Here is a 24,152-nt window from a genome sequence, read left to right on the forward strand (position 1 = left end):
CATGAAATTCACCGACGGATTCTGGCATGTCCGCCCCGGCGTCGATGCGCAGTACGCGCAGGAGGCCTACGACATCGAGGCGGTGGACTACCGGCGCCTCGTCGTCTCGGCCCCGACGAAGGTCATCGGGCGGCGGGGCGACACGCTCAATCGGGCCCTGCTGACGGTCACCCTCAGCAGCCCGCTCGAGGGGATCGTCGGTGTGCGGATCGAGAACCACCGCGGCGACACCCCGCACCGGGGCTTCGACCTCGTGGGAGCCGTGGAGGGGCTCGGCGCAGCGAAGGCTGACGACGACGGCGGCGTACTGACCGCAGGCCCGCTCACGGCGCGCATCAGCAAGGGTGCGCCGTGGAACCTCACCTTCGAGGCGGACGGCCGCACGCTCACCTCCAGCGGACACAAGTCCGTGGGGCGGATGGGCCTCGCCCCGGACGCGCCCGTGGCCGCGGAACCCGCCGGCGTCGCGGGGGTGTCGACGACGGGACGTGCGCCGTCGCCGTCGTACCTCCACGCCCAACTCTCCCTCGGCGTCGGCGAACTGGTGTACGGCCTGGGCGAGCGCTTCGGCCCGCTGGTGAAGAACGGCCAGACGGTCGACATCTGGAACGCCGACGGCGGCACCTCCAGCGAGCAGTCGTACAAGAACGTCCCGTTCTACCTGACCAACCGCGGCTACGGGATCTTCGTCAACCATCCCGAGCACGTCTCCTTCGAGGTGGGGTCGGAGTCCGTGGAGCGCGTGCAGTTCTCGGTGCCTGGGGAGTCGCTCGAGTACTTCGTCATCTACGGCCCCACGCCGGCGGACATCCTCGAGCGGTACACGCGCCTGACCGGCCGCCCCGCCCGGGTGCCCGCCTGGTCCTACGGCCTGTGGCTGTCCACGAGCTTCACCACGGACTACGACGAGGCGACCGTGGCTCACTTCGTCGACGGCATGGCGGAACGCGACCTCCCGCTGAGCGTCTTTCATTTCGACTGCTTCTGGATGCGCGAGTTCAACTGGACGGACTTCGAGTGGGACGCCCGGGTCTTCCCGGATCCCGAGGGCATGCTGGAGCGCATGCACGGCAAGGGCCTGCGGATCAGCGTCTGGCTCAACCCGTACATCGGCCAGCGATCGAAGCTCTTCGACGAGGCCGCGACGGCCGGGTACCTCGTGCGGCGGGAGGACGGCACGGTCTGGCAGTGGGACATGTGGCAGGCGGGCATGGGCCTGGTCGACTTCACGAACCCTGAGGCGACGGCCTGGTTCCAGGACAAGGTGCGCACGCTGCTCGGGCAGGGTGTCGACGCCATCAAGACCGACTTCGGGGAGCGCATCCCGCTGGGTGTCCGCTGGCATGATGGAACGCCTGCGGAGACGATGCACAACCTCTACCCGCAGCTCTACAACCGCGCGGTCTTCGACGTCCTCGAAGAGGTCCGGGGCGAGGGCGAGGCCGTCCTGTTCGCCCGCTCCGCCACCGCCGGCGGGCAGCAGATGCCCGTGCACTGGGGAGGCGACAACTCGTCCTCCTTCGAGTCGATGGCCGAGACGCTGCGCGGCGGCCTCTCGCTGGCGCTCAGTGGATTCGGCTACTGGAGCCACGACATCGGCGGCTTCGAGGGCTCACCCGATCCCGCGGTGTTCAAGCGGTGGGTCGCTTTCGGCCTGCTCTCCAGCCACTCGCGCCTGCACGGCTCCACCAGCTACCGCGTCCCGTGGGCGTTCGACACCGGCGACGAGCCCGAAGGCCAGAGCGCCGTGGACGTCACACGGACCTTCGCGCGGCTGAAACTGTTCCTCATGCCCTACCTGTACGCCGTCGGGCTGCAGGCCCACGCAACGGGAACGCCCTTCATGCGGCCCCTCCAGCTGGCGTTCCCGGAGGATCCCGCCGTAGCGCACCTGGACCGGCAGTACATGCTCGGGCCGGACCTGCTCGTGGCCCCGGTGTTCTCCGCCGACGGCGCGGTGGAGTACTACCTGCCTGCCGGCACGTGGACTCACCTGCTGACGGGGGAGACCGTCGCGGGAGGCGGCTGGCGGCGGGAGGTGCACGGCTTCGACAGCCTGCCGCTCTGGGTGCGGGAGGGCGCCGTCCTCGTCACCGGAAGCATCGTGGACCGGCCCGACTACGACTACCTCGACGACCCGCTGCTCACGGTCTACCCCGGTACTGCGGACGGCAGCACGGTGCGCGTGGTCACCCCCTCGGGGACGGAGGGTGGGTTCCGGGTCTCCCGCTCCCCGGCTGGCTACCGCATCACGGGGCCGGACGGCGTCAGCTTCCGCGCGCGCGTCGCGGGAGGCGCCGAGGTGGCATCCGACGGCGGGGTGGTCGAGCTGACGGCGGCGGGCGGCCAGTAGCATCGAGGGGTGAAACCGTTCCTCCTCCTGGCCACCCGCGCCGAGAACTACGCGGCCGACGCCGAGTACGCGAGCTTCCTGCGCTACGGTGGCCTCGCCGAGGGTGAGCTGCGGCGCATCCGGCTGGAAGCGGAGCCGCTGCCCGAGCTCGACCTCGCCGATTACTCGGGGATCTTCCTCGGCGGCAGCCCCTTCAACTCGTCGGATCCGGAGGAGTCGAAGAGTGCGGTGCAGCGGAGGGTCGAGGGCGAGCTCGCCTCGCTGCTCGACCGCGTGGTCGAGCAGGACTTTCCCTTCTTCGGCGCCTGTTACGGGGTCGGCACCCTCGGGCGGCACCAGGGCGCCGTCATCGACACCACGTACGCGGAACCGATCGGCGCCGTCGAGGTCACGCTGACTCCGGACGGCGCCGCCGATCCGCTGCTCGCCGCCCTGCCGCCGTCGTTCGCCGCCTACGTGGGACACAAGGAGGCGTGCAGGGCGCTGCCGGGATCGGCCGTGCTGCTGGCCTCGTCGGCAACCTGCCCCGTGCAGATGTTCCGCGTGGGGGAGAACGTGTACGCCACGCAGTTCCACCCCGAGCTCGACGTCGAGGCGCTCGTGGGGCGCATCAGCACCTACCGCCACGCAGGGTACTTCCCGCCCGAGCAGGCCGACGAGTACATCGAGCGGGCCCGCGCCTCGGTGGTGGACCAGCCCGAAGCCATCCTGCGCGCGTTCGTCACGCGGTACGCGCGGGACTGACGGGCGCCGCGGTCGCGGCACCGGCGCGCCGGCGTCGTGCGGGCGGTCGCCCCGTCGGCTGCCCGAGGCATTGATTCCTGGGCTCCCTGTCCAGTGTCGGCGCCGGGCGGTACTGTCGAAGGACAGGCCGCGCAGGGCGACTCAGAAGAGGTAGCTGTCATCCGTTCCAGCACGAGCACCGCACCGGCAGGCCGCACGGTCCCCGTCATCCCCGCCCCCGGCGAGAAGCGCCACTATCAGGTGCTTATCATCGGCGGTGGCAACGCCGGCGTGTCACTCGCCGGGCGCCTTCGCCGGTACCGCATGAAGGACATCGCGGTGATCGAGCCCCGGAGCCGCCATTTCTACCAGCCCCTGTTCTCGCATATCGCCGGGGGGACCGCCGATGCCCTCGAGGCCGTCCGGCTGCAGTCCGCGGTGATGCCCAAGGGTGTCACCTGGATCCAGGACAAGGCCACCGATGTCAGCACCAGCTCCAGGACGGTGCTGCTGGAGTCGGGTTCGGCGGTCACCTACGACCACCTCGTCGTCTGTCCCGGGATCCAGAACGACTGGACGGCCATCCCGGGCCTGAAGGAGGCGATGGAGGGGCCGTACGGAGCGTCGAACTACGAGTACGAGCTCGCTCCGAAGGCCTGGAAGCTCTTCCGCACCATGACCGGCGGCACCGTGGTGTTCACGCAGCCGCCCGGACCCGCCTCCTGCGACGGTGCGGCCCAGAAACCCATGTACCTGGCGTGCGACTACTGGCGGCGGCAGGGAGTGCTCGAGGACATCCGGGTGGTCCTCGCCGTCTCCACGCCCACGATCTTCGGCATGGAGATCATCGATGAGGAGCTGAACCGGAAGATCGAGGAGTACGGAATCGAGGTCCGGTACAGTACCGAGCTCGCAGCCGTCGATCCCGAGGGCAGGACGGTCAGCCTGGTGAACACCGGAACCGGAGCGGACGAGACCCTCGGGTACGACGTCCTCCACGCCGTGCCGCCGCAGTCCGCGCCGGAGTGGCTGAAGACCACGGACCTCCCGGCGCCGGGTAACCGCGGGGGATTCGTCGAGGTGGACCCCGTCATCCTGCGGCACACGCGCTTCCCCACGGTCTGGTCCCTGGGCGACGCGGCGTCGACGCTGAACTCGAAATCGGGTGCGGCGCTGCGCATGCAGACGAAGGTGCTCGCCAAGAACCTCAAGGCCGTGCTCAAGGGCAAGAAGCCCACCGCCGAGTACAACCACTATTCGGCCTGCCCCTTCGTGGTCAGCCGCAATACCGTGGTGTTCTCCGAGTTCGACGACAAGTACGCGCCGATGCCCACCGTGCCGGGCTGGAACAACCTCGCACGCGAGCGGAGGCTGACGTTCGTCGCGGAGCGCATCGTGCTGCCGAAGGTCTACTGGAACCTCATCCTGAAGGGCCGCGCCTGAGCGCAGGGGGACGCCACAGCCGCCCCCGGTGCACACGGTCCTCGGACGGTTCTGGACCTTGTCCGGTCGGGAGGCGCCCCGTAGCATCCGGTCATGGAGATCATCGAGTACCACCCCCGGCGTGACCAACTCGTGTACACCTTCGGCGGCAGCGCCCCCGTGCTGACCGTCCAGCCCGGCACGGCGCTGAAGCTCTGGTCCGAGGACGCGTTCAACAATGCGCTCACCTCCATCGAGGACGTGTCGGGCGAGAAGGTGGACCTGAACTTCATCAACCCGCAGACCGGCCCGTTCCACGTGGAGGGCGCCGAGCCGGGGGACACCCTCGCGCTGCACATCGTGGACCTCACGCCGGCGCGCTCGTACGGGGCCTCGGCCACCATCCCGTTCTTCGGCGGGCTCACCAGCACGGACCGCACCGCCACGCTGCAGGAGCCCCTGCCGGACATCACCTGGATCTACGACGTCGACACCGAGCGCCGGACGGTCGGCTTCCAGTCCCGGCTCGGGGACTTCGAGGTCGCGCTCCCGCTCGAGCCGATGCTCGGCACCGTCGGTGTCGCCCCGCCCGGCGGCGAGGTGCGCTCGGCCCTGGTTCCCGAGCGGTTCGGCGGGAACATGGACGCGCCCGACGTGAAGCCCGGCACCACCGTCTACCTCGGCGTGAACGTGGAGGGCGCCCTCTTCTCCGTCGGCGACGGACACTACCGGCAGGGTGAGGGCGAGGCGTGCGGCACCGCCGTCGAGGGCGCCATGCACTCCACCATCATCGTCGAACTCATCAAGGGCGGCGCTCCGGCGTGGCCGCGGCTCGAGACGGACTACCACTGGATGGCGGTCGGATCCTCGCGTCCCATGGAGGATTCGTGGCGCATCGGCCAGCTGGAGATGGTCCGGTGGTTCGGCGATCTCTTCGGGCTCCATCGGCTCGACGCCTACCAGCTCCTGACGCAGACGGCGCTCGCCCCGATCGCCAACGCCGTCGACGCCAACTACAGCGTGGTGGTGAAGGCGCCGAAGGCGCTCTTCCCCGCCGTCGACGCCTACGGCGGACTCCACGCGCACCTCCGGCGACAGGGCGCCGAGCTCCACTGAATCCACTCGAGGCACCGCCCCGCGGCGCCGGACTTCGCTCGATAACCGACTTCTGACGAAAGGACCCCAATGGACCTGCACCTCGACGGCACCACTGCCCTCGTGACCGGCGGCACGAAGGGTATCGGCCGCGCCATCGTCGAGTCGTTCGTCCAGGAAGGAGCGAACGTGGCGTTCTGCGCGCGGAATGCCGTGGAGGTGGCGGCGACCGAGGCGGCGTTCGCCTCCTCCCCGGCGCGGGTCACGGGGTACGTCCTCGACGTCGGTGACGGCCCGGCTGTCGCAGCCTGGGTGGAGACCGTGGCCTCGGAGTTCGGTGGCATCGACGCCGTTGTCAGCAACGTCAGCGCCCTGGCCATCGACGACACCGAGGAGAACTGGGAAGCCGGCCTGCGCGTCGACCTTCTGGGAACGGTGCGCCTCGTGAAGGCGTCGCTCCCACATCTCGCGCGGAGTTCGACGCCGTCGATCACCGCGATCTCCAGCGTCTCCGGGCGCGAGGTGGACTTCGCCTCAGGGCCCTACGGAACCGTGAAGTCCGCGCTCATCGCCTATATGGCGGGACTGGCGTTCCAGCTCGCAGGGCAGGGCATTAGGGCCAACACCGTCTCGCCGGGCAACACCTATCACGAGGGCGGCGTCTGGGAGGGCATCGAGGGCGGGAACCCGGAGTTGTTCTCCACGGCGATGGGCCTCAACCCGACCGGCCGCATGGGCACGCCGCAGGAGGTGGCGGACGCCGTCGTCTTCCTCGCCAGCCCTCGCTCCAGCCGCACCACGGGAGCGAACTTCCTGATCGACGGCGGTCTCACCCGCGGTATCCAGTTCTAGGAGTGACCGCCACGGTGACGCGGGGCGCCGGGAGTCCGGTGCCCCGCGTCACCTGGTGCTACTTGGCGAGGAAGCCGAGCAGGACCTCGTTGATCTCGGCGCCGTGCGTCCAGAGCATGCCGTGCGGTGCGTCGTCGATCTCCACATACTCGGCGGAGGGCAGGCGCTTGGCGAACTCCCGGCCGGTTGAGTCGATCGGGAGGATGCGGTCGTCGGTGCCGTGGACGATCAGGGCCGGGACGGTCACCTTCTCGACGTCGGAGCGGAAGTCGGTCAGCCAGGTATCGACGACGGCGAAGGATGCGTACCAGGAGGAGCCGGCGGCCACGTTCCAGGCGTTGCGCAGGGCTTCCTCGCTGAGGCGGTTGCCGAGGAAGTTGTCGGTGTTGAAGAAGTCGTTGTAGAAGTTCGTGAACCAGGCGTAGCGGTCCTCGATCGCGGCGCTGCGGATGCCGTCGAACACCGTGGAGGGGACGCCGGCGGGGTTGTCGTCGGTCTGGAGGAGGAACGGTTCCAGCGAGGCGAGGAAGGCGGCCTTCGCTACGCGGGCTTCGCCGTAGGTGCCGATGTAGCGGCCAACCTCACCGGTGCCCATCGAGAATCCGACGAGCACGACGTCGCTGAGGTCGAGGGTCTCGAGGACGGTGTTGAGGTCGGCGGCGAAGGTGTCGTAGTCATAGCCGGTGGTGGGCTTGCTGGATTTGCCGAAGCCGCGGCGGTCGTAGGTGATGACGCGGTAACCGGCGTTCAGGAGGGCAGCGGTCTGCTTCTCCCAGGAGCCGCCGTCGAGGGGATAGCCGTGGATCAGGACGACGGGCTGGCCCGTGCCGTGGTCCTCGTAGTAGAGCTCGATGTCCGTGGTGTTCTCCGTACCGACCTTGATGAAACCCATGACCATGTCCTTGTCTCGAAGGGAGAGAACGTTCGTTCTCTCTCGGTTCCCACAGCGTATAGAACGATCGTTCTCTTTTCAAGTAGCATGGCTGCATGAGTTTTTCCGAGGCCCGCACCCGCATCGTCGAGACCGCCGACGAGCTGTACAACGCGAAGGGGATCCAGGTGGTCGGCATGGACGAGCTGCGCGCCGCGGCGGGCGTCTCGCTCAAGAAGCTCTACCAGGAGTTCCCCTCGAAGAGCAGCATCGTGATGGCAGTCCTCGAGCGGCGGCACGCGTCCTGGACGGAGGGCCTCGATGCGAGGGTCCGCCAGGCCGGGACGCCACGGGATCGGCTCCTGGCGATCTTCGACTTCCTCGCCCAGTGGTTCGGCGAGGATTCCTTCCGCGGGTGCGGGTTCATCAACAGCTTCGCGGAGCTGGGCGCCGTCAGCCACGAGGTGGCGGACTACGCCCGGGAGCACAAGGCATCCTTCCAGGAGTACGTCGGGCAGCTCGCGGCGGACGCCGGCGCGCCGGCCTACCTCGCACCGCAGCTCTCGATCCTCGCGGAGGGAGCGCAGACCACGGCGGCGATCGCGGGGACGCCCGAGGCGGCGGGTCAGGCCCGGCGTGCCGCCGAGGTGCTGATCGATGCGGCACTGGGCGGGCGGGCCCGCGGCGCAGCCTAGCCCACGAGGTCCCGGTATTCGGGGTGGTCCTCGATGAAGGCCGCCACGAACTCGCACTGCGGCACCACCGTGAGGTGCTGTCCGCGGGCGTCGTCGAGCGCATGCCGGATCAGGGTGCTGCCCACACCGTGGCCCTCGACCTCCTCGTCCACCACGGTGTGCGTGAAGACGATCGTGTCGCCCGAGCGCTCGTAGGCCGCGATGCCGGCCTCGTCGCCGTCGAGCATTGCGACGTAGCGGCTCTTCGCCTCGTTGTTGCTGACCTGGACTCCGGTGTTCCCGGTGCTATCCGTGTTCTCGGTGCTCATCCTGTCACTGTGGCACCCCGTGCGGAGAAGGGTCAACGGGAGCCTGGCGCCCCCGCGCAGCCTCAGTCGTGCTGGGTTGCGGGCAGTGCGCTCTGCTCGGCCGGGCTGGTGTCCGCCAGCCACGCGAGCGCCTCGGCCTCGGAAGTGAAGTAGCGGGTGACGGTGGGGGACCGGTGGGAGAAGCCGGACATCACCTCGTCGACGGCGTCCTCACCCACGAGTGCCACCTTGGAGAAACCTCGGTAGGCGGCCATGCCCACGCGTGCCTCGGGCGTGACGCCGGCGATGCCGTGCATGTGGACCAGGAGCGGCAGTGCCGCGGGACCGTGGAATTCGGCCAGGGCGCGGGCGGCGGCGACCCCGTTCGCATGGGTGATCTCGACGCCCCGCCTCCACGTGAGCCTCAGGATCCCCATGTCGAAGTCCGTGGTGAATGGGTCCATCAGAGTCCTTTACCGGAAGGGCATGGCCATGGTCAGTGATTTGACAGCCTAGCAAGGCGGTCTCCCAGAATTCACGTGTAGTCCACCCCCGGCACGCGTGGTCCGCTGCGGTCATCGAGGAGGTAGCGTCATGCTCCATGACGTTGAGCATTCTGGTGACAGGGGCGAGCCGGGGGATCGGTGCCGCCATAGCCCACGACCTCGCAGGGCGGGGGCACCGCGTCGGCGTGCATGCGGGCCGTGACGCTGCGGCGGCAGAGGCGGTCCGAGCTACCCTTCCCGGCGCCGGCCACGCGGTCGTCGTAGGGGATGTCGGCGACGCCGGGGCGTGCCGGCGCATCGTCGACGAGACGGTCCGGGAACTCGGAGGCATCGACGTGCTGGTGAACAACGCCGGCATCTTCGAGGCGCATCCCGTCGGCACGACCAGCTTCGAGGACTGGCAGCAGGCCTGGCGCCGCACGCTCGACGTCAACCTGCTCGGCCCGGCGAACCTGGCCTGGCTCGTGGCCCGCCATCTCCTCGACCGCCCGTCAGGACCGGAGGGCGGGCGCCTCGTCAGCGTCGGATCACGCGGCGCCTATCGCGGCGAGCCGCTCACTCCCGCCTATGGGGCCAGCAAGGCCGCGCTGCACTCCATGACCCAGTCCCTCGCCGTCGCGCTCGCGCCACACGGCATCCTCGCGGCCGCCGTCGCGCCGGGCTTCGTGGAGACGGACATGGGGAGGTCGGTGCTCGATGGCCCGGATGGCGACGCCGTCCGGGCGCAGAGCCCGTTCAACCGCGTGGCGACGCCGGCGGACGTCGCGCAGGCCGTCGCGTGGCTCGCCACGGAGGCGCCGCTGTGGGTCAGCGGCACCGTGGTCGACGCCAACGGCGCGTCGTACCTGCGGTAGCCCTCGCATCGAACGGCCCTGTCGCTCGACGCGAGCGGGTGCAGTCGAACAGGCGCGCCGCGGCGACCTTCCATCAGGGCGTTACCTCATGGCGGGTGTCAGCCGAATGGGTGGGCCGATTCCGAGGACGGCATCGCGCAGGTCGTCGGGGAGCTCGTGGGCGCGCTCGGCCCCGGGGTGCCAGTGTTCCACCCAGCGGCGGAGGGCTTCCAGGCGGCCTGCGGACTCCAGCCCGCCGAGCCAGACGGACGGTCCCGTGGAATCGGCCGTACCGGCGCTGAGGGCGACGGCGCCGACAGCACCCTCCGCGCATCGCTGGAGGCAGGGCGCCGAGATGAGCATGCCGCCGGAGGAGCGGGCGACGGCGGCCGCGAGACCGCCGTCGCGCCGTGTCCTGGTGAGTGCGGCGCACCGATGGCCCGCGCAGAGGGCGATGACGACGCCGCCCGGTTGCCCTGGTGCGTTGCTGCCGCCCATGGCGCTAGCCCTGGCGCGCCTTCATGCGCGGGTTCTTCTTGTTGATGACGAAGGTCTTCCCGCGGCGCCGGACGATCTGAGCTCCGGGGACCTTCTTCAGTGAGCGGAGGGAGTTGCGGACTTTCATGGTGCTCCTTCAGTTGTGGGTGGATTGCTGGAGTGTGGCCGACGAGCCCAGTTCCTCGTCCGTGAGGGCGCAGGCGTCGAGCAGGCGCGTGATGTCGTCGTCGTCGAGTTCGTCTCCGGTGAGGGCGAGGTGCGTGCCCCGGCACCACTCGCCGTGCTTGGTCCAGGTGCCGCCGTTGCCCAGGGAGATGCGCGGGCCCACGCCGTGGACGGCGATCCGGGTGTCCGGCATGCCGGCGATCCACACGCTGCCTCGGACGAAGCAGCAGCCTTCGGCGATGGCGCCGAGGGCTGTCCGGAAGCGCTGCGGGTGCAGCGGTCTCGCAATCCGATGCTCGACGGTGCGGAAGGGCGCCGAGGGGGCAGCCGGCATCAGGACCACCCCGGGGCGGCTCCGCGCCTGGGCAGACGCGTAGTCGTGCGTGCCGAGAGTGGCGTCCCCGATCGGCGAGAGGGGAGCGTGGGGAGCGAGTTCGCCGATGAGCTGGCGGCCCCTGGCGGCGAGGACGGCGTCGCTCGGCAGTACATCGCTGGTGGTGGCCAGAACTGTGTCGGCGAACAGTAATTCGCCCATCACGAACTCACCGGGCGTTCGCGAATCCTCCGGCACGGCGGTGTAGCCGGACGCGAAGAGGGTGTGGTGGTCCCACACCTGGTCCTCCACGTCTTCGGGACGCAGGGCGAACGCAACCGTCCCGACGGTGAAGGCCCCTGGCGCTGTGGCGTGGAGCCCGTCGATCGCGTTCTCCGCCGTCGTGCCCGGCGGCAGTGCGACGACCGCACGGTCGGCGCCGTCCCGCGCCAGACGCAGGAGGGCGGGTGCGAGGTCGAACCGCACCGTGCAGCTCAGGCACCCGTGTTCGAGCATCGTCGACTCGCGCTCGATCAGCTGCTCGCCGAGGTGGATCCGGCGCGTGACCAGCCCACCGTCGAGGAGGTCGTGCAGGACCACGGGGGTGCCGGGAGAGCGCCCCGCCAGCAGCGAGGCGGCGTTGTTGCGACTGAGCGCGTCCAGGGACGTGATGATGACGAGGTGCATGACCCTACTATATGAGAATCATTCTCAAATATAAAACGGGTCCTGTGCATGTCCGGGCCGAACCGGGAATAGGGCTGCGCTGGGGGCGGAACACCTTCTGGCGGGTGGCCGGCATCCGCAGCCGGGGACTAGCGTCGAGACCAAGAGATCCGACCGACCAGAAGGAGTTCCCATGTCACGCGTAGCCATCATCGGTGGGCACGGCAAAGTAGCGCTGCACCTCACCAAGATCCTGACCAGCCAGGGCCACCAGGTCAGCTCGATCTTCCGCAACCCGGACCACGCCGGCGACGTCGAGCAGGCGGGTGCGACTCCCGTGGTCGCAGACCTCGCCGACCTGTCGGTGGAGCAGATGGCGGACCTCTTCCGTGGGCACGACGCCGTCGTCTGGTCCGCCGGTGCCGGCGGCAGCAGCCCCGAGGCCACCTATGACGTGGACCGGGACGCAGCGATCCGCTCGATGGACGCCGCGCAGGAGGCATCGGTGGGCCGGTACGTCATGGTGTCCTACCTCGGTGCCCGCAAGGACCACGGCGTGCCCGAGGACAACGGGTTCTTCCACTACGCCGAAGCCAAGGCCGCGGCCGACGAGCACCTGCGCAACTCCGAACTCGCCTGGACCATCCTCGGCCCCGGCGCCCTGACCACCGATCCCGGGACGGGGATGATCGAGGTCTCGGACAAGCCGCAGCGGGATTCCGTGCCGCGTGAGGACGTAGCCCTCGTGGCCGCCGTCGTCCTCGGCAACCTCGGCACCGTGGACAAGACCATCCAGTTCAACTCCGGCGAGACCCCGGTCGCGGAGGCCATCGAGACCGCCCTGTAGTACTCGTTCGACGAGAGAGGCGACGCCCCCAGGGGTGTCGCCTCTCTTTCGCGTCCCGCCGTACCGGTGAGGACGGCGCGCGAGCACCGCTCTGCCCGGGGCTACAGGCCCTCGGCGGCGTGGAACGTGCGCAGGGCCTCGACCACGAGCTTGTGGTCCTCGAGCTGCGGCAGCCCGGACACCGTCACGGTGGCGACGGGACCCACGCCGCGGATGTACAGCGGGAACGAGCCGCCGTGGGCCGCGTGCGTCGAGGCGTCGAACATCGGGTTGTCCTCGGCGCGGCCGCCGTTGCGCCGCCCGCGCAGGCCGACGAGGAGGGACGGCACGAGGTAGCGGGCAGCAGTCCGGCTCTTCGCATCGAGCCAGTAGTCGTTGTCGGGGGTGGCGCCCTCGAGCGCAGCTCGGAATAGGATGTGGTTCGGCTTGCAGATGCTCACGGCGATCGGCAGGTTCCGCCCGACGCCGAGCTGGACGAGGAGCTGCCCGAGGGCCACGGCGTCGTCATTGGTGAAGCGGGTGAACTGGAGCTCGGCGACCTCGGCCTCGACACTCGCTATGAGCGCCTCCAGCGCTTCGGCGGGCTGGTCGTTCCCCCCGTCCGGGTCGTACGGGACGAGGATCCTGGTGGCGGCATCATTGCTCATTGGATAAATCTACGTGGTCGAGTCGTTCGACGGAATCTACTTCGGTTGTTTAGCAGATCGACGTTTGCACTAGAATCACGCCTCTTCGTCCTACTTCTTGGTACGCCGGCTCCCGCCGTGCCAGTCCTCCTGCAGGCCCGCTTCGCCGTCGTCGACCCCGAAGCTGCGCAACTGCGGGCGTTCCCGCAGGCTCCGCTTGAGTTCGGCGAACCCGGGGAAGCGCGCCAACCCGACGACGTGATCCCACAGCTCCGCGGCCTCGCCCGGGCCGGGCAGGCGGCTGATGACGGGACCGAAGAAGGCGACCCCCTCCGGCGGATCGAAGTGGATGATCGGCGTGCCGACATCCTTGCCCGTCAGTGAGAGCGCCTCATCGGTCTCCGTCTGGATGACGGCGTCCCGAGAGGTCTCCTCCAGTGCCTCGGCGAGTGCTTGAGGCAGTCCGAGCTCGGCGAGGATCGGCAGCAGGAACTCGGCAGTGCCGCGGTGTCCGCCGTCGGAGTCGTCCTTGCGTGTGTCGAAGATCCGGGTACCGAGCCGCTCGTACAGACGGCCGACGGCGTCGGGCCCGTGCTCCTCGCGGGTCCGCGCGGCGACGCGGAGCAGGCGGAGCCCCGCGGTGTGGCCGGCCTCGTAGCCGGCGGGGAAGTGGGCGTCGTAGTCGATGGAACTGTTGAGCAGACGCAGCGAGATGAAGCGCCACTCCACGGCGTAGTCGCGCTGCCGGGCGACCATCCGTACCCACTTGCTGGTCATCCACGCGAACGGGCAGACGGGATCGAAGTAGAACCTGATATCCGGGGAGGTCATGGACTCACGCTAGGGAGCGGGCGGTGGAGGGGTCAAGGTCAGAGTTCGGGCACGCAGGGACCGGTGCCGAGGAGTGCGAGGCCGGCGCGATCGCCGTCGCCGAACGAGGTCACTCCGACGTTCCTCTCGTAGAGGAGCTCGCCGGGATCATCGACGTGGTCGAGCCCGACGACGTGCGCGAGTTCGTGCATGATGATCGCCCTGAGGTAGGCGCGGCCGTCCGGGAAGAGGAGGGTCTCGACGGCGTCCGGTGCGTCGAGCTGGACCTGCCCGCCCACGTAGACGAGCGGCTTTCCGGGCGTCTGGGCATAGTCGCTCCCGCCGAGTCCGGCGACGTCCCCCACCAGCTCCGGTATCTCGGCCGGGCTCGTCCAGGTGATGAGCACGGGCACCCAGGTCTTCCCGTACAGCTCCGGCTGGTACAGGTCGCGATCCTCGCTGGGCGCTTCCGTGGTGGTGCCGTCGTCGATGAACTGCAGGCCGGTGGCGGCAGATACCTCGGCGACGGCCTCCTGGACCAGGCCCTCCGACCCCACGGGTGCACCGTTCGGGCGGACGACGTAGTGCACGGGACGGCAGGGGTCGTAGGCCACCCATTCCTGCGACTCGACCGGCGAGTCGAGCAGTCTGTACGCCGTCGAGGCCGGTGCCGCCGGCGGAATGCCGAGCGGGACGTCGCCGGCTTCGACGCCGCGGGGCGGCACGTCGGCGCCGGGCAGGTGAGGCAGGGCGACGGGCAGCACGAAGCGGTCGAACAGGGTCGGGGTCAGGTAGAGGAGAGCGACGAGTGCGAGGGCCCCCACGATTCCGAGGCGCAGCCTGCGGCGCGGGCCCACCCGGCGCCTGTTCCCCTTCGCCGGTGCGCGCCAGGGCTGCGGAGCGGCGGGCCGGCCGAGGGCCTCGTCGAGGGACCACTGCGGAATACGGCCCGACGGCGACCGGCGCACTGCCTCCAGTCGCGCGTCGCGGCCCTCGTGGTACCACTCGCGATCCATTGCCCCCATGTGCCCTGCACTTCCCCCGTAGCGACGATCCCGCTCCATCCTGCTGCACGTCCACTGCTCGCGGAGGAATCCTCTGGCAAAGCTGCGCGAAGACTGACGGGTGCGGCTTCGCGTGCGGGCTTCGCCGGCGGATAGCCCGGTTTCTCGGCGTGTCGCCGATCGACGCGCACTTTTCCGCCGAAGCGCGTGCAGGAAGCCGCAGCGGCACTCGCCGTCGTTCCTGGTCCGTGTCTTCACAGGTGCGCTCAACCGGGCATGTTCCGCCGTGACACGCACTGCATGTCACAAAAGGCGGGAACGACGACGGCCCCGCCTCCCGGTGAAAATACCAGCGGGCGGGGCCGACGATCGGGTGGACCTAGGAGGTCTCGATGTCCTTCGAGGCGTAGTCGAACCGGAAGGTCACCGAGGTGTCGGAGAGCAGGTGCAGCTCGTGGTTGTCGCCGTCGCGCACGCCGAACCGGCCGTAGTTCTCGTCCCACGAACCGTTGACGAGGATCTTGAACTGGTAGGTTCCGGCGGGCAGCTGGTGGGTCTGCTTCCAGGCGTTCTCCGTCGGCTCCCAGACGAACTGCAACTCGCGCAGGTCCGTGCTCCAGTGGCCTGCCTCGCCGAACAGCGGGTCGAAGTCGCCGGAGAGGGCGACCGACTGCGGCTGGTCCTGCCACGCTTCGTCGGCGGGGGTGTCGGACGGGGCGTGCTCGGGCGCGGTGTCGGACACCTCGAGGGTCGCCGGGACTTCCGGGGGAGTGGGATCCTCGGCCGTCGACGAGGAGGCGGCATCGGACGGCGCCAGGTCGGCCATCGTCTCCGAGACCTCGGACGTCTCGGCCGTCTCGGGGGCGGAATCCTCGGCCTGGTCGGCCTGCGACTCCTCGCCCAGCTGCTCGGGCGCCTGCGGTGCGTGCGGCGGCGCGTCGACCTGTTCCGGCACCGGGGCTCCACTGATCATGGCGTTGACGAACTGGTCGGGATCGGTGAAGGCCTTGACGGCCCGGACGCCTTCCTCGGTGGCGGTCCAGCCGCTGCGGCCCTTCACGAGCCAGCCGGCCTTCACGAGCTTCGCCGTCGCCGTCGTCAGGGCCTTGTAGCCGCGGGGGACGCCGCCGGCGAGGAGCTCGGCTTCCTTGTCGTCGAAGGGCTCCTCGGCCACGGCCTGCGACAACAGCTCGCTGGGCGCGACGACGGTGCCGGACGCCTGGTGGTCGGCCAGCAGGGCGAGGGTGGTGCGCAGTCGGGCGTTGGTGCGATTCCGGGGGCTAATGGCGGTCTCCTTCGTGGTGTTCATGCGATTGGCTGCGGTCCATCATCACCGTGCTCCTGCCCTTTCGGGGAAGAAATAGCCTGAGGCGTATTACTACCCAGGCCGGGTCACGGATGCTAGGGCTGCGGATGACAGCACACTGATGTTATCGGAGGCGGGCGGTTCCCTGTGCTGGGTTCCACCGAATGACGGACACCGGCACCGGGAAGGGGTCAGCTCCCTGCGGTGACCGTGACGAGCTTGATGCACTGGCCCTGGTTACGGAAAGCGGGGGACGAGTACGTCGACCAACCTCCGTCCTTGCAGTTCTCGGCCGTCTGCGGTGCGACGACCTTCTCGTTGGTCCGCTGATCCCAGGCGGACATGTTGTTGTTGGCGGAACTGAGGGCGGGCATGGACGGGTAGCGGTCCGGGGAGGTCGTGGCGAAGACGACGAAGCCCCATTCGCTGGGTTGCGCTGCCGGTCCGCGCCGGTTGTCCTCGAAGGTGAAGTCCGCGTTGTCGATGAGGAAGTCGCCCTTGGTGTTGTACACCGTGTTGCCGGCGATGGTCCCTGAGCCGTTCGGGTTGAGGTACGCCCCGCTGCGCAGCGAGTGGAAGGTGTTGCCCGTCATTGAGAGGCCGCTGATGCCGCCCTGCGTGACGACGGCGCGGTTGCCTACCCAACCGCTCATGGGCAGGGCCTGCGCCGGGCCGGAGATGGTGGAGCCTTCGACGGTGACGTCATTCGCGCCGATCTGGACGAATTCCCTGGGGTACGGCGCATCGCTCGTCACGGTCAGACCGCTGAGGCTCGAGCCCGGGGCGGACATCAGGAAAGTGACAGCAGACGCGGTCTGTGTCACCGTCACGCCGGCCGTACCCGTGATGGTGACGTCCTTGTGCACGGTCGTGGTGCCCGCGACCGTGAGGTTGCCCTGGAGGTGGATGGTGTCGCCGGGCTGCGCTGCATCGACGGCGGACTGCAGGGTCGGGTAGGCGCAGCCCGTCTCGCACACCGACAGGGTGTTCGCGGCGGACGCCGCAGGCGCGACGAACACTGCGCCGGCAAGGCCGGCGGCAAAGGCAGCAGCAAGTACGGACTTCTTCATGGATATCTCCCCAGTTCACGGGCGGCTGCTCCTCATGGGGCCGCTCCACCGCGCGCGGCGGCTGATTGCAACAGTAGGAGAAGCCCGGGCGGGAGGAGATACGGGTGAATACTCGAATTCCCGTGCGGGCTACTTGCCCGGTCGGTCAGACCAACGGCGGGATGACCTTGTTGGAGGCCAGTCGGTCGAAGAGGTCGAGGAACCTGTCCTCGGTGTCGAGGCAGTCGGCGAACCCGTGCTGCCGGGCCTTGATGGTCGACGTGACGTTGTCGAAGCCCGAGCGGAAAAGGAAGTCGCCGAAGGCCCAGCCGGCGAGGTCCTGGTACGGGGTCTGAACGAGGTCGTATTCCGTCACCATCTGCTGCCAGAGGTCCTGGTGCTGGGGCATTGCCTCGGCGAGCAGGACGGGCTGCGGTTCGGCGTAGTCCATCTGGAAGTGACGGGCGAAGATCGGCCACAGCTGGCGCCACCGGATCTGGTCACCGTTGGTGATGTTGTAGACCTCCCCGGCCGCTCGTGGTTCCGCCCCTGCCCAGACGGTCGCCCGGGCCAGAAGTGAGGCGTCGGTCACCTGGTAGAGCGCGTCGTAGGCGGCGTGGGTGCCGGGGAACCGCAGGGGCTGGCCCAGTTCCCGGCAGATGCTCGCGTACACGGCGATGACCATGAGGATGTTCATCGGGTTGCCGACGGCGTACCCCACCACACCCTCCGGCCGCAGCATGGTGGCGTCGAAGCCGTGCTTCGCTGCGGCAGCGCGGAGGATGTCCTCCTGCTCGTAGTAGAAGTTGGGCTGGATCAGCCGCGGGTCCCGTTCCTTCGCGGGGGTGTTGAAGTAGCCCAGGTGCGCGCCGTAAGCCTTTCCACCCTGGTACAGGGTGACGTGGCGCAGCGGCGCGCCGGCTTCTTCCAGACCCTGCAGGGTGTTGGCGAGCAGGGCGCTGTTGACCTCGATCTGCTCCGCGGTCGTGGGCCGCTCGATGTAGGCGCCGAAGACCAGGTGGGTGGTGTCCCGAGCGCTCTCCAGTCCGGTCCGTGCTGCTTCCCGGTCGAGCAGGTCCACGGGCAGGTGCTCCCACTGGGCTCCGGTGACCGGCCGGCGGCTCAGCCCGCGGACCCGCGCCCCACGGCTGAGGTATTCGTCCGCTGCGTGCCGGCCGATGACCCCACCGGCGCCGGCAACCAGGACGACGGGGGAGTTTCCCGCTGTGGTCGGTTCTGTCTGGGCATCGGTCATGGTGAGCTCCTTCGAGGGTGGTCGACCAGGGCCGGCAGTCCTCATCGCGGTCCGGCTTCCAGGGTCAGCGTCAACCCTATCGATGACGACGGCCGAGGAGACGGCGAGCAGCCGGGATGCGCGCGGGTCGGGATCTGGTGTATCAGGCGGATCAGGGTGCAGGTCCGGTGCTAGGCTCCGCCGGATGATGCCTCTCGCCCGCACCTCGCTGCCCCGAAGGATCGCCCGCGTGGTGCTCGGAGCCTTTCTCGTCTTCGCCGGCACCGCCCACCTGACGGTGGCGCGGTCCGAGTTCGCCGCGCAGGTTCCATCGTGGCTGCCGCTGGGCGCGGATCTCGTGGTCGTTGTGTCCGGCGTCGTCGAACTGCTGCTCGGCGCCGCGCTGGTGTTCCCCGGCCGGTACCGCGTCCCGGTCGGCTGGGTGGTGGCGGCGTTCTTCGTCGCGATCTTCCCGGGCAACATCGCCCAGTACGTCGACGGCGTGAGCGCCTTCGGGCTCGACACCGACGGCGCTCGGCTCGCCCGCCTGTTCTTCCAGCCCGTGCTGGTGCTGTGGGCGCTGTGGTCCACCGGCGCGTGGCGGGACCGGCGGACGCCGAAAGAGCCCTAGCTGAACGAAGCAGCGCACAACGATGCCCGGCACGGAGACCGTGCCGGGCGCCGTCGTCGGGCGGCCGAGCTAGTTCGCGGCTACCCGGCGCCGGACCACGTAGGCGCCGCCGAGCACCGCGAGCACCAACCCGCCGCCGAGCGCGAGGGCACCGGCGTCGTCGCCCTTGGGCGTCTGGGCCACGCCGGTGTCGGCGCCGCCGACCGGCATCTGCCTCATCTGCGGAGGCTGCGGAGCGACGGGCGGGGTGACGACGACGGTGTTCTCCGCGACGATCCGGTCCACGATCGACGCGTCGTAGGGCGGGTTGCCGGCTGCGTCGCAGCCGAATCCGTCCTTGTCCGCATCGAGGCCGAGCTGATAGCCGGGTGTTCCCGCCGGGATGTTGTAGACGCCGGCGTTGGCGGCTTCCGTGCAGTTGTTGAACGGCAGGCCGACGGCGAGGGCCGGCGACGCCGAGAGCAGGGAGACACCGGCGACAGCCGATGTAGCCAGTGCGATGGAAAGCTTTTTCATGGAGAACTCCTGAGACCTCGGAAGGGATGGTCGTCCGACCGTACGGCTCAGGGGAAGGGTGCGGCGGAGAAGTCCCCGATCAAGGATCAGGTTGCGCGGCGCAACTAACTGCCCTACCGCACGCGGAACTACTTCGTGTCGGCGATCGGGTACAGGTCCGTGCCCTCGAGCATCACGGACTCGATCTTCGCCGTCAGGGCGCCGTCGGCCTCGGATGCCGCCTTCGCGTCGATCCACCGCTGGTCCGCGGCGAACGCCGCCCAGTTCGCCGTCGGATCGCCGTCGTGTTCGAGGATGTAGACGAGGACGTCGTCGGTGCCCACAGGCGTCCAGTAGCCCAGGCTCTTCATGTTGTGCTCGATGAACAGGTTGATGGTGTTGTCCCGGAAGCGGGCCATCAGGGCGTCCATCCTGCCGGGGTTGGCGGTGTAGGTGCGTAGTTCGTAGGTCATGGTTCTCCTGGGTGCGTGAGGCGGCTTCAGGATCAGCCTAGGCCCGGGCAGCCTCTGCCCGCACGGAGCCGTGCAGCCCGCGGCTCCCTTGGCTCGGCGCCGAACGGGTGAACGTCGGGCGAATTCTGTGCCAGGAACGTGCCTGAGGCCACCGATGAGGCATTTCGTCAGGGTGTAATCGGCGTATGACCTCCCTGACCCGCCGTACCGTCCTGACCGCTGCCGGCACCCTCGCCGTCGCCGGTGCCGCCGTGACCCCTGTCGCCACCGCACGCAACAGCCCCGCCGCGGCCACCACCGGCACCTTCGCCCATGGCGTCGCCTCTGGCGATCCGCTGCCGGACGGCGTCCTGCTGTGGACCAGGGTCACACCCGGCAGGGACGTGGTGCCCGGTTCGGGCAAGGGCCCGGCCGTGCCGGTCCGCTGGGAGGTGTCGACGACGGCGGACTTCCGGCGGGTCGTGGCGCGTGGCACCACGAAGACCGGCCCCGAACGGGACCACACCGTGAAGGTCGACGTGCGGGGGCTGCAGCCGGCCACGAGCTACTGGTACCGGTTCACGAACGGCAAGGACCAGTCGCCGATCGGCCGGACCCGCACGGCTCCCGCGGAGGGCGCCGCCGTCGATCTCCTGCGGGTCGGCGTCGTGTCCTGCGCCAACCTCCAGGCGGGGTGGTTCTCCTCCTACCGGCACCTGGCAGCACGCGATGACCTCGACCTCGTGCTGCACCTCGGCGACTACCTCTACGAGTACGCGCCCGGCGAGTACCAGGCGCGCGACGTCGTCGTCCGTCCCCATGACCCGGCCGTGGAGATGACGACCCTCGAGCACTACCGACGCCGGCACGCCCAGTACAAGGAGGACGCCGACCTGCAGGCCCTGCATGCCGCTGTTCCCTTCGTGGTGACGTGGGACGATCACGAGTCGACGAACGACGCGTGGTCCGGTGGCGCCGAGAACCACACGGAGGGAGTGGAGGGCGCGTGGGCGGACCGTCGGGCGGCCGCGATGCAGGCCTACGCCGAGTGGATGCCGGTGCGGTACGAGGCCGGCGGGCAGCTCTACCGACGGCTGAGTTTCGGATCGCTGGCGAGCATCTCGATGCTCGACCTCCGCTCCTACCGCGACCAGCAGGCCCCGTCGACCACGGACCCGGCCATCGGCAGCCCCGACCGCAGCATCACGGGCGAGGCGCAGATGGAGTGGCTCCTCGACGGGCTGTCGACGCAGCAGGCCCAGTGGAAGCTCGTCGGGAATCCCGTCATGATCACGCCCATCCTCTTCCCGCCCGCGCTCCCGACCGCAGCAGTGGAGGGCATGGAGAAACTGATGGGCACCGCGACGCTCGACGGCGTGCCCTACAACATCGACCAGTGGGACGGGTATACCGCCGACCAGTCGCGCGTGCTGAGGCACCTCGGCGACAACGGGATCACCGACATCGTGTTCCTGACCGGTGACATCCACTCTGGCTGGGCGTGCGACCTGCCGGCGGATCGGGCCACGTACCCGACGACGGGTGCGTCGGTCGGGACCGAGCTGGTCTGCACCTCGGTGACGAGCGACAACCTGGACGACATCCTCGGGGTGCCGCCGCGGACCGCGTCGCTGTCCGTCGAGGCGCGGTTCCGGACGAACAACCCGCACGTGAAGTACCTCGACTTCGACTCCCACGGCTACTCGGTGCTCGAGGTGCGCCCGCAGGGGGTGCGGATGGACTGGTACGTGCTGTCGGACCGGACGGACCCGGCGGCCACCGCCGGCCTGTCGCAGTCCTTCCAGGTGCTCGCGGGGACGCAGAAGGTGACGCGGGCGTAGTTCGCACTGGCTCGCACTGGCTCGCACTGGCTCGCACTGGCTCGCACTGGCTCGCACTGGCTCGCACTGCGAGGTGGCAGTCCGCGTGGAGGAGTAGTGCTACCGCGTCGGGGGAGTCGTGCCGGCTGCGTTCCGCTCCGCGTCCTCGACAGCCCAGGCGTCTGCGTAGAACTCCAGCGAGAGCGCTTCCAGCAGTTCGTTGTAGGGGCCGGTGTCCATCGCCTGCGCAGAACCGTTCGGGAATCTCGTGGCGAAGGCTGACACGCCCAACCCTGCCGCACCGTCCTTCAACGTCAGACCGGCGGCTTCCAGGATGGTCGGGTACATGCTCAGCTGGTCCAAGCGGGGGCGCAGAGTGCCGGCGCCGTCTCCGCCAGGAACCCAGATCCGGTTGAAGATGGTGCGGTTCGGGTGGTTGTCCAGCTGCTCGTGGAAAGGGTCACCTGCGGGCATGTGCTTGAGGTGATCGCCCATGATCACGACGGCGGTGTCGTCGAGGTAGCCCCTGTCCTTCATATGGTTCACGAATCCTGCGACCTGGGCCATCGAGCACGAGAACACCGACGTGATGTCGTGCTCGGTGTCCACCGAGCAGTAGTCGAAGACATACGCCGGCTCGTGGGTGTCCAGGGTCAGCATGGAAAGGTTGAAGGGCCGACCGGTTCTCTTCGCTTCGGCGTGCAGCTCATCGATCCTGTCCTTGGCATGGTCCATGAGACGTTCGTCGCTCAGGCCCCAGTCGCTGCGGAAGTTCTCCTCCGGCTCGCCGGCGGCACGCCAGTCCGCGAGGCCTTTCACCTCGGAGTAGCCGTGGCTGCGCAGGAAGGACTCCTTTGCGGCGAAGGAGGAGTTGGCACCGCCGAGGAACACGTTGGTGTATCCGTGTTCTTCGAGGACATCACCCGCGCAGGTCAGTCCGCCCAGGTAGGTGGGGGTGTCGCTGCCGAGGTCGTTGGAGGGGGCTGCGCCTGCGGCGGAGCCGGTACCCTTCAGCGGGACGCCGCACTCCGTCCCGCTGATGCCCGCGATGGTCCAGCCCCCACCCGTGTACTGCTGGAGGTTCTCCACGTTCTGCCAGCCCTCCGAAGCCCTGGTGACGTCCTTCAGGGGAGTGAAGGCGTCCTTCTCGAAGAGCTGGTCGTCCTCGAGTGTGGCTTCGCCGGACTCGAGGTAGATCAGCACCAGGTTGCGTGCGTTCTCGTCGCTGGTGATGGTGGGCTCCACGTAGTAGTCGCCGAGGTCGAAGTCGGAGTTCGCAGCCCTGATGTAGTTGCCCACGCCCACCGTGGTGGCGAAGGCGGTGGTGCCACCGATGACCACCGCACCCACCAGGGCCGTTGCAATGGATCGTGCGAACCACGTCGTGCGAGGTGGGCGCACGTCGTCGCCGGAGTGGCGACGGTTGCGGCGCCTGACAAAGTGGGCCGCTGCGATCGCGGCAGTGATGAGCACCGGAGCGACCCCGATTCCGAGGATGCCCACCCAGATGATGGAGCCGCCCCCACCGTCGATCTCCACGGACACGAGGTTCGAGAGCATCTGACCGACGGAGATCTCGCCCCAGTAGTAGCGGATGCCGGCGGCCGCGATGAGCAAAGCGAGGCCCATCCAGACCAGGACGTAGACCAGGACGTAGCCCACGACGACAGCCACTCGTCGGAGCACGTGCAGAATCCGGTCGGACATGGCGCTGCCTCACTTTTGAGGTGCCCGAGGGTGATCGAATGCTCTTGACATGCGATCCCGTGGGACTTTCGCAGCCTAGTGCCGGCGAACCGACCGTTCAATACCCGTTCACCTTGCGTTAACGAGTTGTTAGCCGAGGAGCCCGCCCGATGCGGCGCACCCCCGCGTGGCTCATTCCGGTGAAGGCGGGAGCGGTATGTTGGCGTACGCGCTACGGACGCCGCCAGTGCGGCGTCGTGCGTCGACATAACGGTTAGGGTCAGCGGACAACCAGCGCGCGGTCGGTGATCTCGCTCGGGGTCACCGGGAGGGTGGACGCATGCATATTGCCTCAGCTCAGGAGGACGTACGGCGGCTCTACCGTCGTGGGTCGGTGGGGCAACTCGTCACGGCGCTCGTGTGGGCAGGGTCCGCGATCGTCGCGTCGCAGGAGTCCACGGTGGCTGCCTCTATGGCCCTGTTCCTCGGGGGAACGCTGATCTTCCCGCTGACGACCGTCGGGCTCCGGCTGCGTGGCGGTCCCGCGTCCCTGCCGAAGGGCCACCCGATGTCCGCCCTGGCATTCCAGCTGGCGATGCAGGCCCCACTCGGCCTCGTCGTCGTTCTCGCGCTCGCGGCGCTCCAGCCGAGCCTCCTCTTTCCGGCCGCGATGGTCATCGTGGGCGCCCACTACCTCCCGTTCGTGTACCTCTACGGCATGCGCTCATTCCTGTTCCTGTCAGTGCCGCTGATCGTCGTCGGCGTCCTGATCGCCTCGGTGATGCCGGAGTGGTCGCTCGTGGGAGCATGGTTCACCGTCGCGGCGCTCCTGGCGTTCAGCGTCGTCGAATTCTTCCGCGACCGGCAGGTGTCCGATGCGGATCTCGCGAGGACGGGCGCCTGACATTGGCCG

At 69.0% G+C, this 24,152-nt stretch carries 26 protein-coding genes; 11 read left to right on the top strand and 15 right to left on the bottom strand.

Features of this window, described 5'->3' with window-relative positions; genetic code table 11:
• Nucleotide 1: 1 nt before the first annotated feature.
• The 5 genes from yicI to ACIQCY_RS05795 all read left to right on the top strand — a co-directional run bounded on the left by yicI (nt 2) and on the right by ACIQCY_RS05795 (nt 6,445).
• A complete protein-coding gene (yicI, locus tag ACIQCY_RS05775) occupies nt 2–2,353 on the top strand; it encodes an alpha-xylosidase (RefSeq protein WP_400482936.1) in 2,352 nt (783 codons plus the stop codon).
• 9 nt (nt 2,354–2,362) lie between these two features.
• On the top strand, nt 2,363–3,097 hold the full coding sequence (locus ACIQCY_RS05780; protein ID WP_400482937.1) for a glutamine amidotransferase: 735 nt from the start codon (nt 2,363–2,365) through the stop codon (nt 3,095–3,097).
• 240 nt (nt 3,098–3,337) lie between these two features.
• A complete protein-coding gene (locus ACIQCY_RS05785) occupies nt 3,338–4,519 on the top strand; it encodes an NAD(P)/FAD-dependent oxidoreductase (RefSeq protein ID WP_400482938.1) in 1,182 nt (393 codons plus the stop codon).
• A gap of 93 nt (nt 4,520–4,612) precedes the next feature.
• Entirely contained in the window at nt 4,613–5,614 is a 1,002-nt protein-coding gene (locus ACIQCY_RS05790) for an acetamidase/formamidase family protein (protein WP_400482939.1), read from the top strand.
• A 69-nt stretch (nt 5,615–5,683) separates the two neighbouring features.
• Nucleotides 5,684–6,445, top strand: a complete 762-nt coding sequence (locus ACIQCY_RS05795; protein ID WP_400482940.1) for an SDR family NAD(P)-dependent oxidoreductase — start codon at nt 5,684–5,686, stop codon at nt 6,443–6,445.
• A gap of 58 nt (nt 6,446–6,503) precedes the next feature.
• Here ACIQCY_RS05795 and ACIQCY_RS05800 read toward each other — a convergent pair whose 3' ends face one another.
• Nucleotides 6,504–7,337, bottom strand: a complete 834-nt coding sequence (locus tag ACIQCY_RS05800; protein WP_400482941.1) for an alpha/beta fold hydrolase — start codon at nt 7,335–7,337, stop codon at nt 6,504–6,506.
• 95 nt (nt 7,338–7,432) lie between these two features.
• On the opposite strand from ACIQCY_RS05800, the gene ACIQCY_RS05805 reads away from it, so the two are divergent.
• Complete coding sequence (locus ACIQCY_RS05805) at nt 7,433–8,011, top strand: TetR/AcrR family transcriptional regulator (protein ID WP_400482942.1); 579 nt, start codon at nt 7,433–7,435, stop codon at nt 8,009–8,011.
• On the opposite strand, the gene ACIQCY_RS05810 is transcribed toward ACIQCY_RS05805, so the two are convergent.
• Nucleotides 8,008–8,319, bottom strand: a complete 312-nt coding sequence (locus tag ACIQCY_RS05810; RefSeq protein ID WP_400482943.1) for a GNAT family N-acetyltransferase — start codon at nt 8,317–8,319, stop codon at nt 8,008–8,010. The two genes, ACIQCY_RS05805 and ACIQCY_RS05810, sit on opposite strands and share 4 nt — an antisense overlap.
• Nucleotides 8,320–8,381: 62 nt before the next feature.
• Nucleotides 8,382–8,762 carry an STAS/SEC14 domain-containing protein gene (locus tag ACIQCY_RS05815; RefSeq protein ID WP_400482944.1) on the bottom strand — a complete coding sequence of 127 codons (381 nt, stop codon included), beginning with the start codon at nt 8,760–8,762 and terminating at the stop codon, nt 8,382–8,384.
• A 137-nt stretch (nt 8,763–8,899) separates the two neighbouring features.
• Between ACIQCY_RS05815 and ACIQCY_RS05820 the strand changes: the two genes are divergently transcribed.
• Nucleotides 8,900–9,658, top strand: a complete 759-nt coding sequence (locus ACIQCY_RS05820; protein ID WP_400482945.1) for an SDR family NAD(P)-dependent oxidoreductase — start codon at nt 8,900–8,902, stop codon at nt 9,656–9,658.
• Nucleotides 9,659–9,739: 81 nt separating this feature from the next.
• Here ACIQCY_RS05820 and ACIQCY_RS05825 read toward each other — a convergent pair whose 3' ends face one another.
• Genes ACIQCY_RS05825 through ACIQCY_RS05835 form a run of 3 tightly spaced genes read right to left on the bottom strand, consistent with a single transcriptional unit; the run spans nt 9,740 to nt 11,300 of the window.
• On the bottom strand, nt 9,740–10,135 hold the full coding sequence (locus tag ACIQCY_RS05825; protein WP_400482946.1) for a hypothetical protein: 396 nt from the start codon (nt 10,133–10,135) through the stop codon (nt 9,740–9,742).
• Between the two features lie 4 nt (nt 10,136–10,139).
• Nucleotides 10,140–10,262 (bottom strand): type B 50S ribosomal protein L36, encoded by a 123-nt coding sequence (gene ykgO / locus ACIQCY_RS05830; RefSeq protein ID WP_400482947.1) that lies wholly within the window; start codon nt 10,260–10,262, stop codon nt 10,140–10,142.
• A gap of 9 nt (nt 10,263–10,271) precedes the next feature.
• Nucleotides 10,272–11,300, bottom strand: coding sequence for a GTP-binding protein (locus tag ACIQCY_RS05835; protein WP_400482948.1), 1,029 nt, complete (start codon nt 11,298–11,300; stop codon nt 10,272–10,274).
• A gap of 172 nt (nt 11,301–11,472) precedes the next feature.
• Here ACIQCY_RS05835 and ACIQCY_RS05840 point away from each other — a divergent pair, with 172 nt between their 5' ends.
• Entirely contained in the window at nt 11,473–12,126 is a 654-nt protein-coding gene (locus tag ACIQCY_RS05840; protein ID WP_400482949.1) for an SDR family oxidoreductase, read from the top strand.
• 101 nt (nt 12,127–12,227) lie between these two features.
• Here the strand turns inward: ACIQCY_RS05840 and ACIQCY_RS05845 are convergent, their stop codons facing one another.
• From ACIQCY_RS05845 to ACIQCY_RS05870, 6 genes are all read right to left on the bottom strand, one after another.
• The gene (locus ACIQCY_RS05845; protein ID WP_400482950.1) at nt 12,228–12,773 is read right to left on the bottom strand and encodes a heme-degrading domain-containing protein; all 546 of its coding nucleotides are present in this window, start codon (nt 12,771–12,773) and stop codon (nt 12,228–12,230) included.
• 90 nt (nt 12,774–12,863) lie between these two features.
• Nucleotides 12,864–13,583 carry a hypothetical protein gene (locus ACIQCY_RS05850; RefSeq protein ID WP_400482951.1) on the bottom strand — a complete coding sequence of 240 codons (720 nt, stop codon included), beginning with the start codon at nt 13,581–13,583 and terminating at the stop codon, nt 12,864–12,866.
• A 38-nt stretch (nt 13,584–13,621) separates the two neighbouring features.
• Entirely contained in the window at nt 13,622–14,578 is a 957-nt protein-coding gene (locus ACIQCY_RS05855; protein ID WP_400482952.1) for a peptidase, read from the bottom strand.
• Nucleotides 14,579–14,945: 367 nt separating this feature from the next.
• Nucleotides 14,946–15,875, bottom strand: coding sequence for a glycosidase (locus tag ACIQCY_RS05860; protein ID WP_400482953.1), 930 nt, complete (start codon nt 15,873–15,875; stop codon nt 14,946–14,948).
• 188 nt (nt 15,876–16,063) lie between these two features.
• Nucleotides 16,064–16,942 (bottom strand): hypothetical protein, encoded by an 879-nt coding sequence (locus tag ACIQCY_RS05865; RefSeq protein WP_400482954.1) that lies wholly within the window; start codon nt 16,940–16,942, stop codon nt 16,064–16,066.
• Between the two features lie 145 nt (nt 16,943–17,087).
• Nucleotides 17,088–18,176 (bottom strand): SDR family oxidoreductase, encoded by a 1,089-nt coding sequence (locus tag ACIQCY_RS05870; protein WP_400482955.1) that lies wholly within the window; start codon nt 18,174–18,176, stop codon nt 17,088–17,090.
• A gap of 184 nt (nt 18,177–18,360) precedes the next feature.
• On the opposite strand from ACIQCY_RS05870, the gene ACIQCY_RS05875 reads away from it, so the two are divergent.
• Nucleotides 18,361–18,786: a hypothetical protein gene (locus ACIQCY_RS05875; protein WP_400482956.1), complete on the top strand. Its 426-nt coding sequence runs from the start codon at nt 18,361–18,363 to the stop codon at nt 18,784–18,786.
• A 69-nt stretch (nt 18,787–18,855) separates the two neighbouring features.
• On the opposite strand, the gene ACIQCY_RS05880 is transcribed toward ACIQCY_RS05875, so the two are convergent.
• Together ACIQCY_RS05880 and ACIQCY_RS05885 are read right to left on the bottom strand one after the other, a co-directional pair.
• The gene (locus ACIQCY_RS05880) at nt 18,856–19,302 is read right to left on the bottom strand and encodes an excalibur calcium-binding domain-containing protein (RefSeq protein WP_400482957.1); all 447 of its coding nucleotides are present in this window, start codon (nt 19,300–19,302) and stop codon (nt 18,856–18,858) included.
• A gap of 128 nt (nt 19,303–19,430) precedes the next feature.
• Complete coding sequence (locus tag ACIQCY_RS05885) at nt 19,431–19,754, bottom strand: NIPSNAP family protein (protein ID WP_400482958.1); 324 nt, start codon at nt 19,752–19,754, stop codon at nt 19,431–19,433.
• Nucleotides 19,755–19,939: 185 nt separating this feature from the next.
• On the opposite strand from ACIQCY_RS05885, the gene ACIQCY_RS05890 reads away from it, so the two are divergent.
• The gene (locus ACIQCY_RS05890; protein WP_400482959.1) at nt 19,940–21,574 is read left to right on the top strand and encodes an alkaline phosphatase D family protein; all 1,635 of its coding nucleotides are present in this window, start codon (nt 19,940–19,942) and stop codon (nt 21,572–21,574) included.
• A gap of 99 nt (nt 21,575–21,673) precedes the next feature.
• Here ACIQCY_RS05890 and ACIQCY_RS05895 read toward each other — a convergent pair whose 3' ends face one another.
• Complete coding sequence (locus ACIQCY_RS05895) at nt 21,674–23,260, bottom strand: LTA synthase family protein (RefSeq protein WP_400482960.1); 1,587 nt, start codon at nt 23,258–23,260, stop codon at nt 21,674–21,676.
• Between the two features lie 319 nt (nt 23,261–23,579).
• Between ACIQCY_RS05895 and ACIQCY_RS05900 the strand changes: the two genes are divergently transcribed.
• A complete protein-coding gene (locus ACIQCY_RS05900) occupies nt 23,580–24,143 on the top strand; it encodes a DUF7010 family protein (protein WP_400482961.1) in 564 nt (187 codons plus the stop codon).
• The last annotated feature ends 9 nt before the right edge of the window (nt 24,144–24,152 follow it).

This window comes from Arthrobacter sp. NPDC092385 (genome assembly GCF_044755105.1).
GTDB lineage: Bacteria > Actinomycetota > Actinomycetes > Actinomycetales > Micrococcaceae > Arthrobacter_D.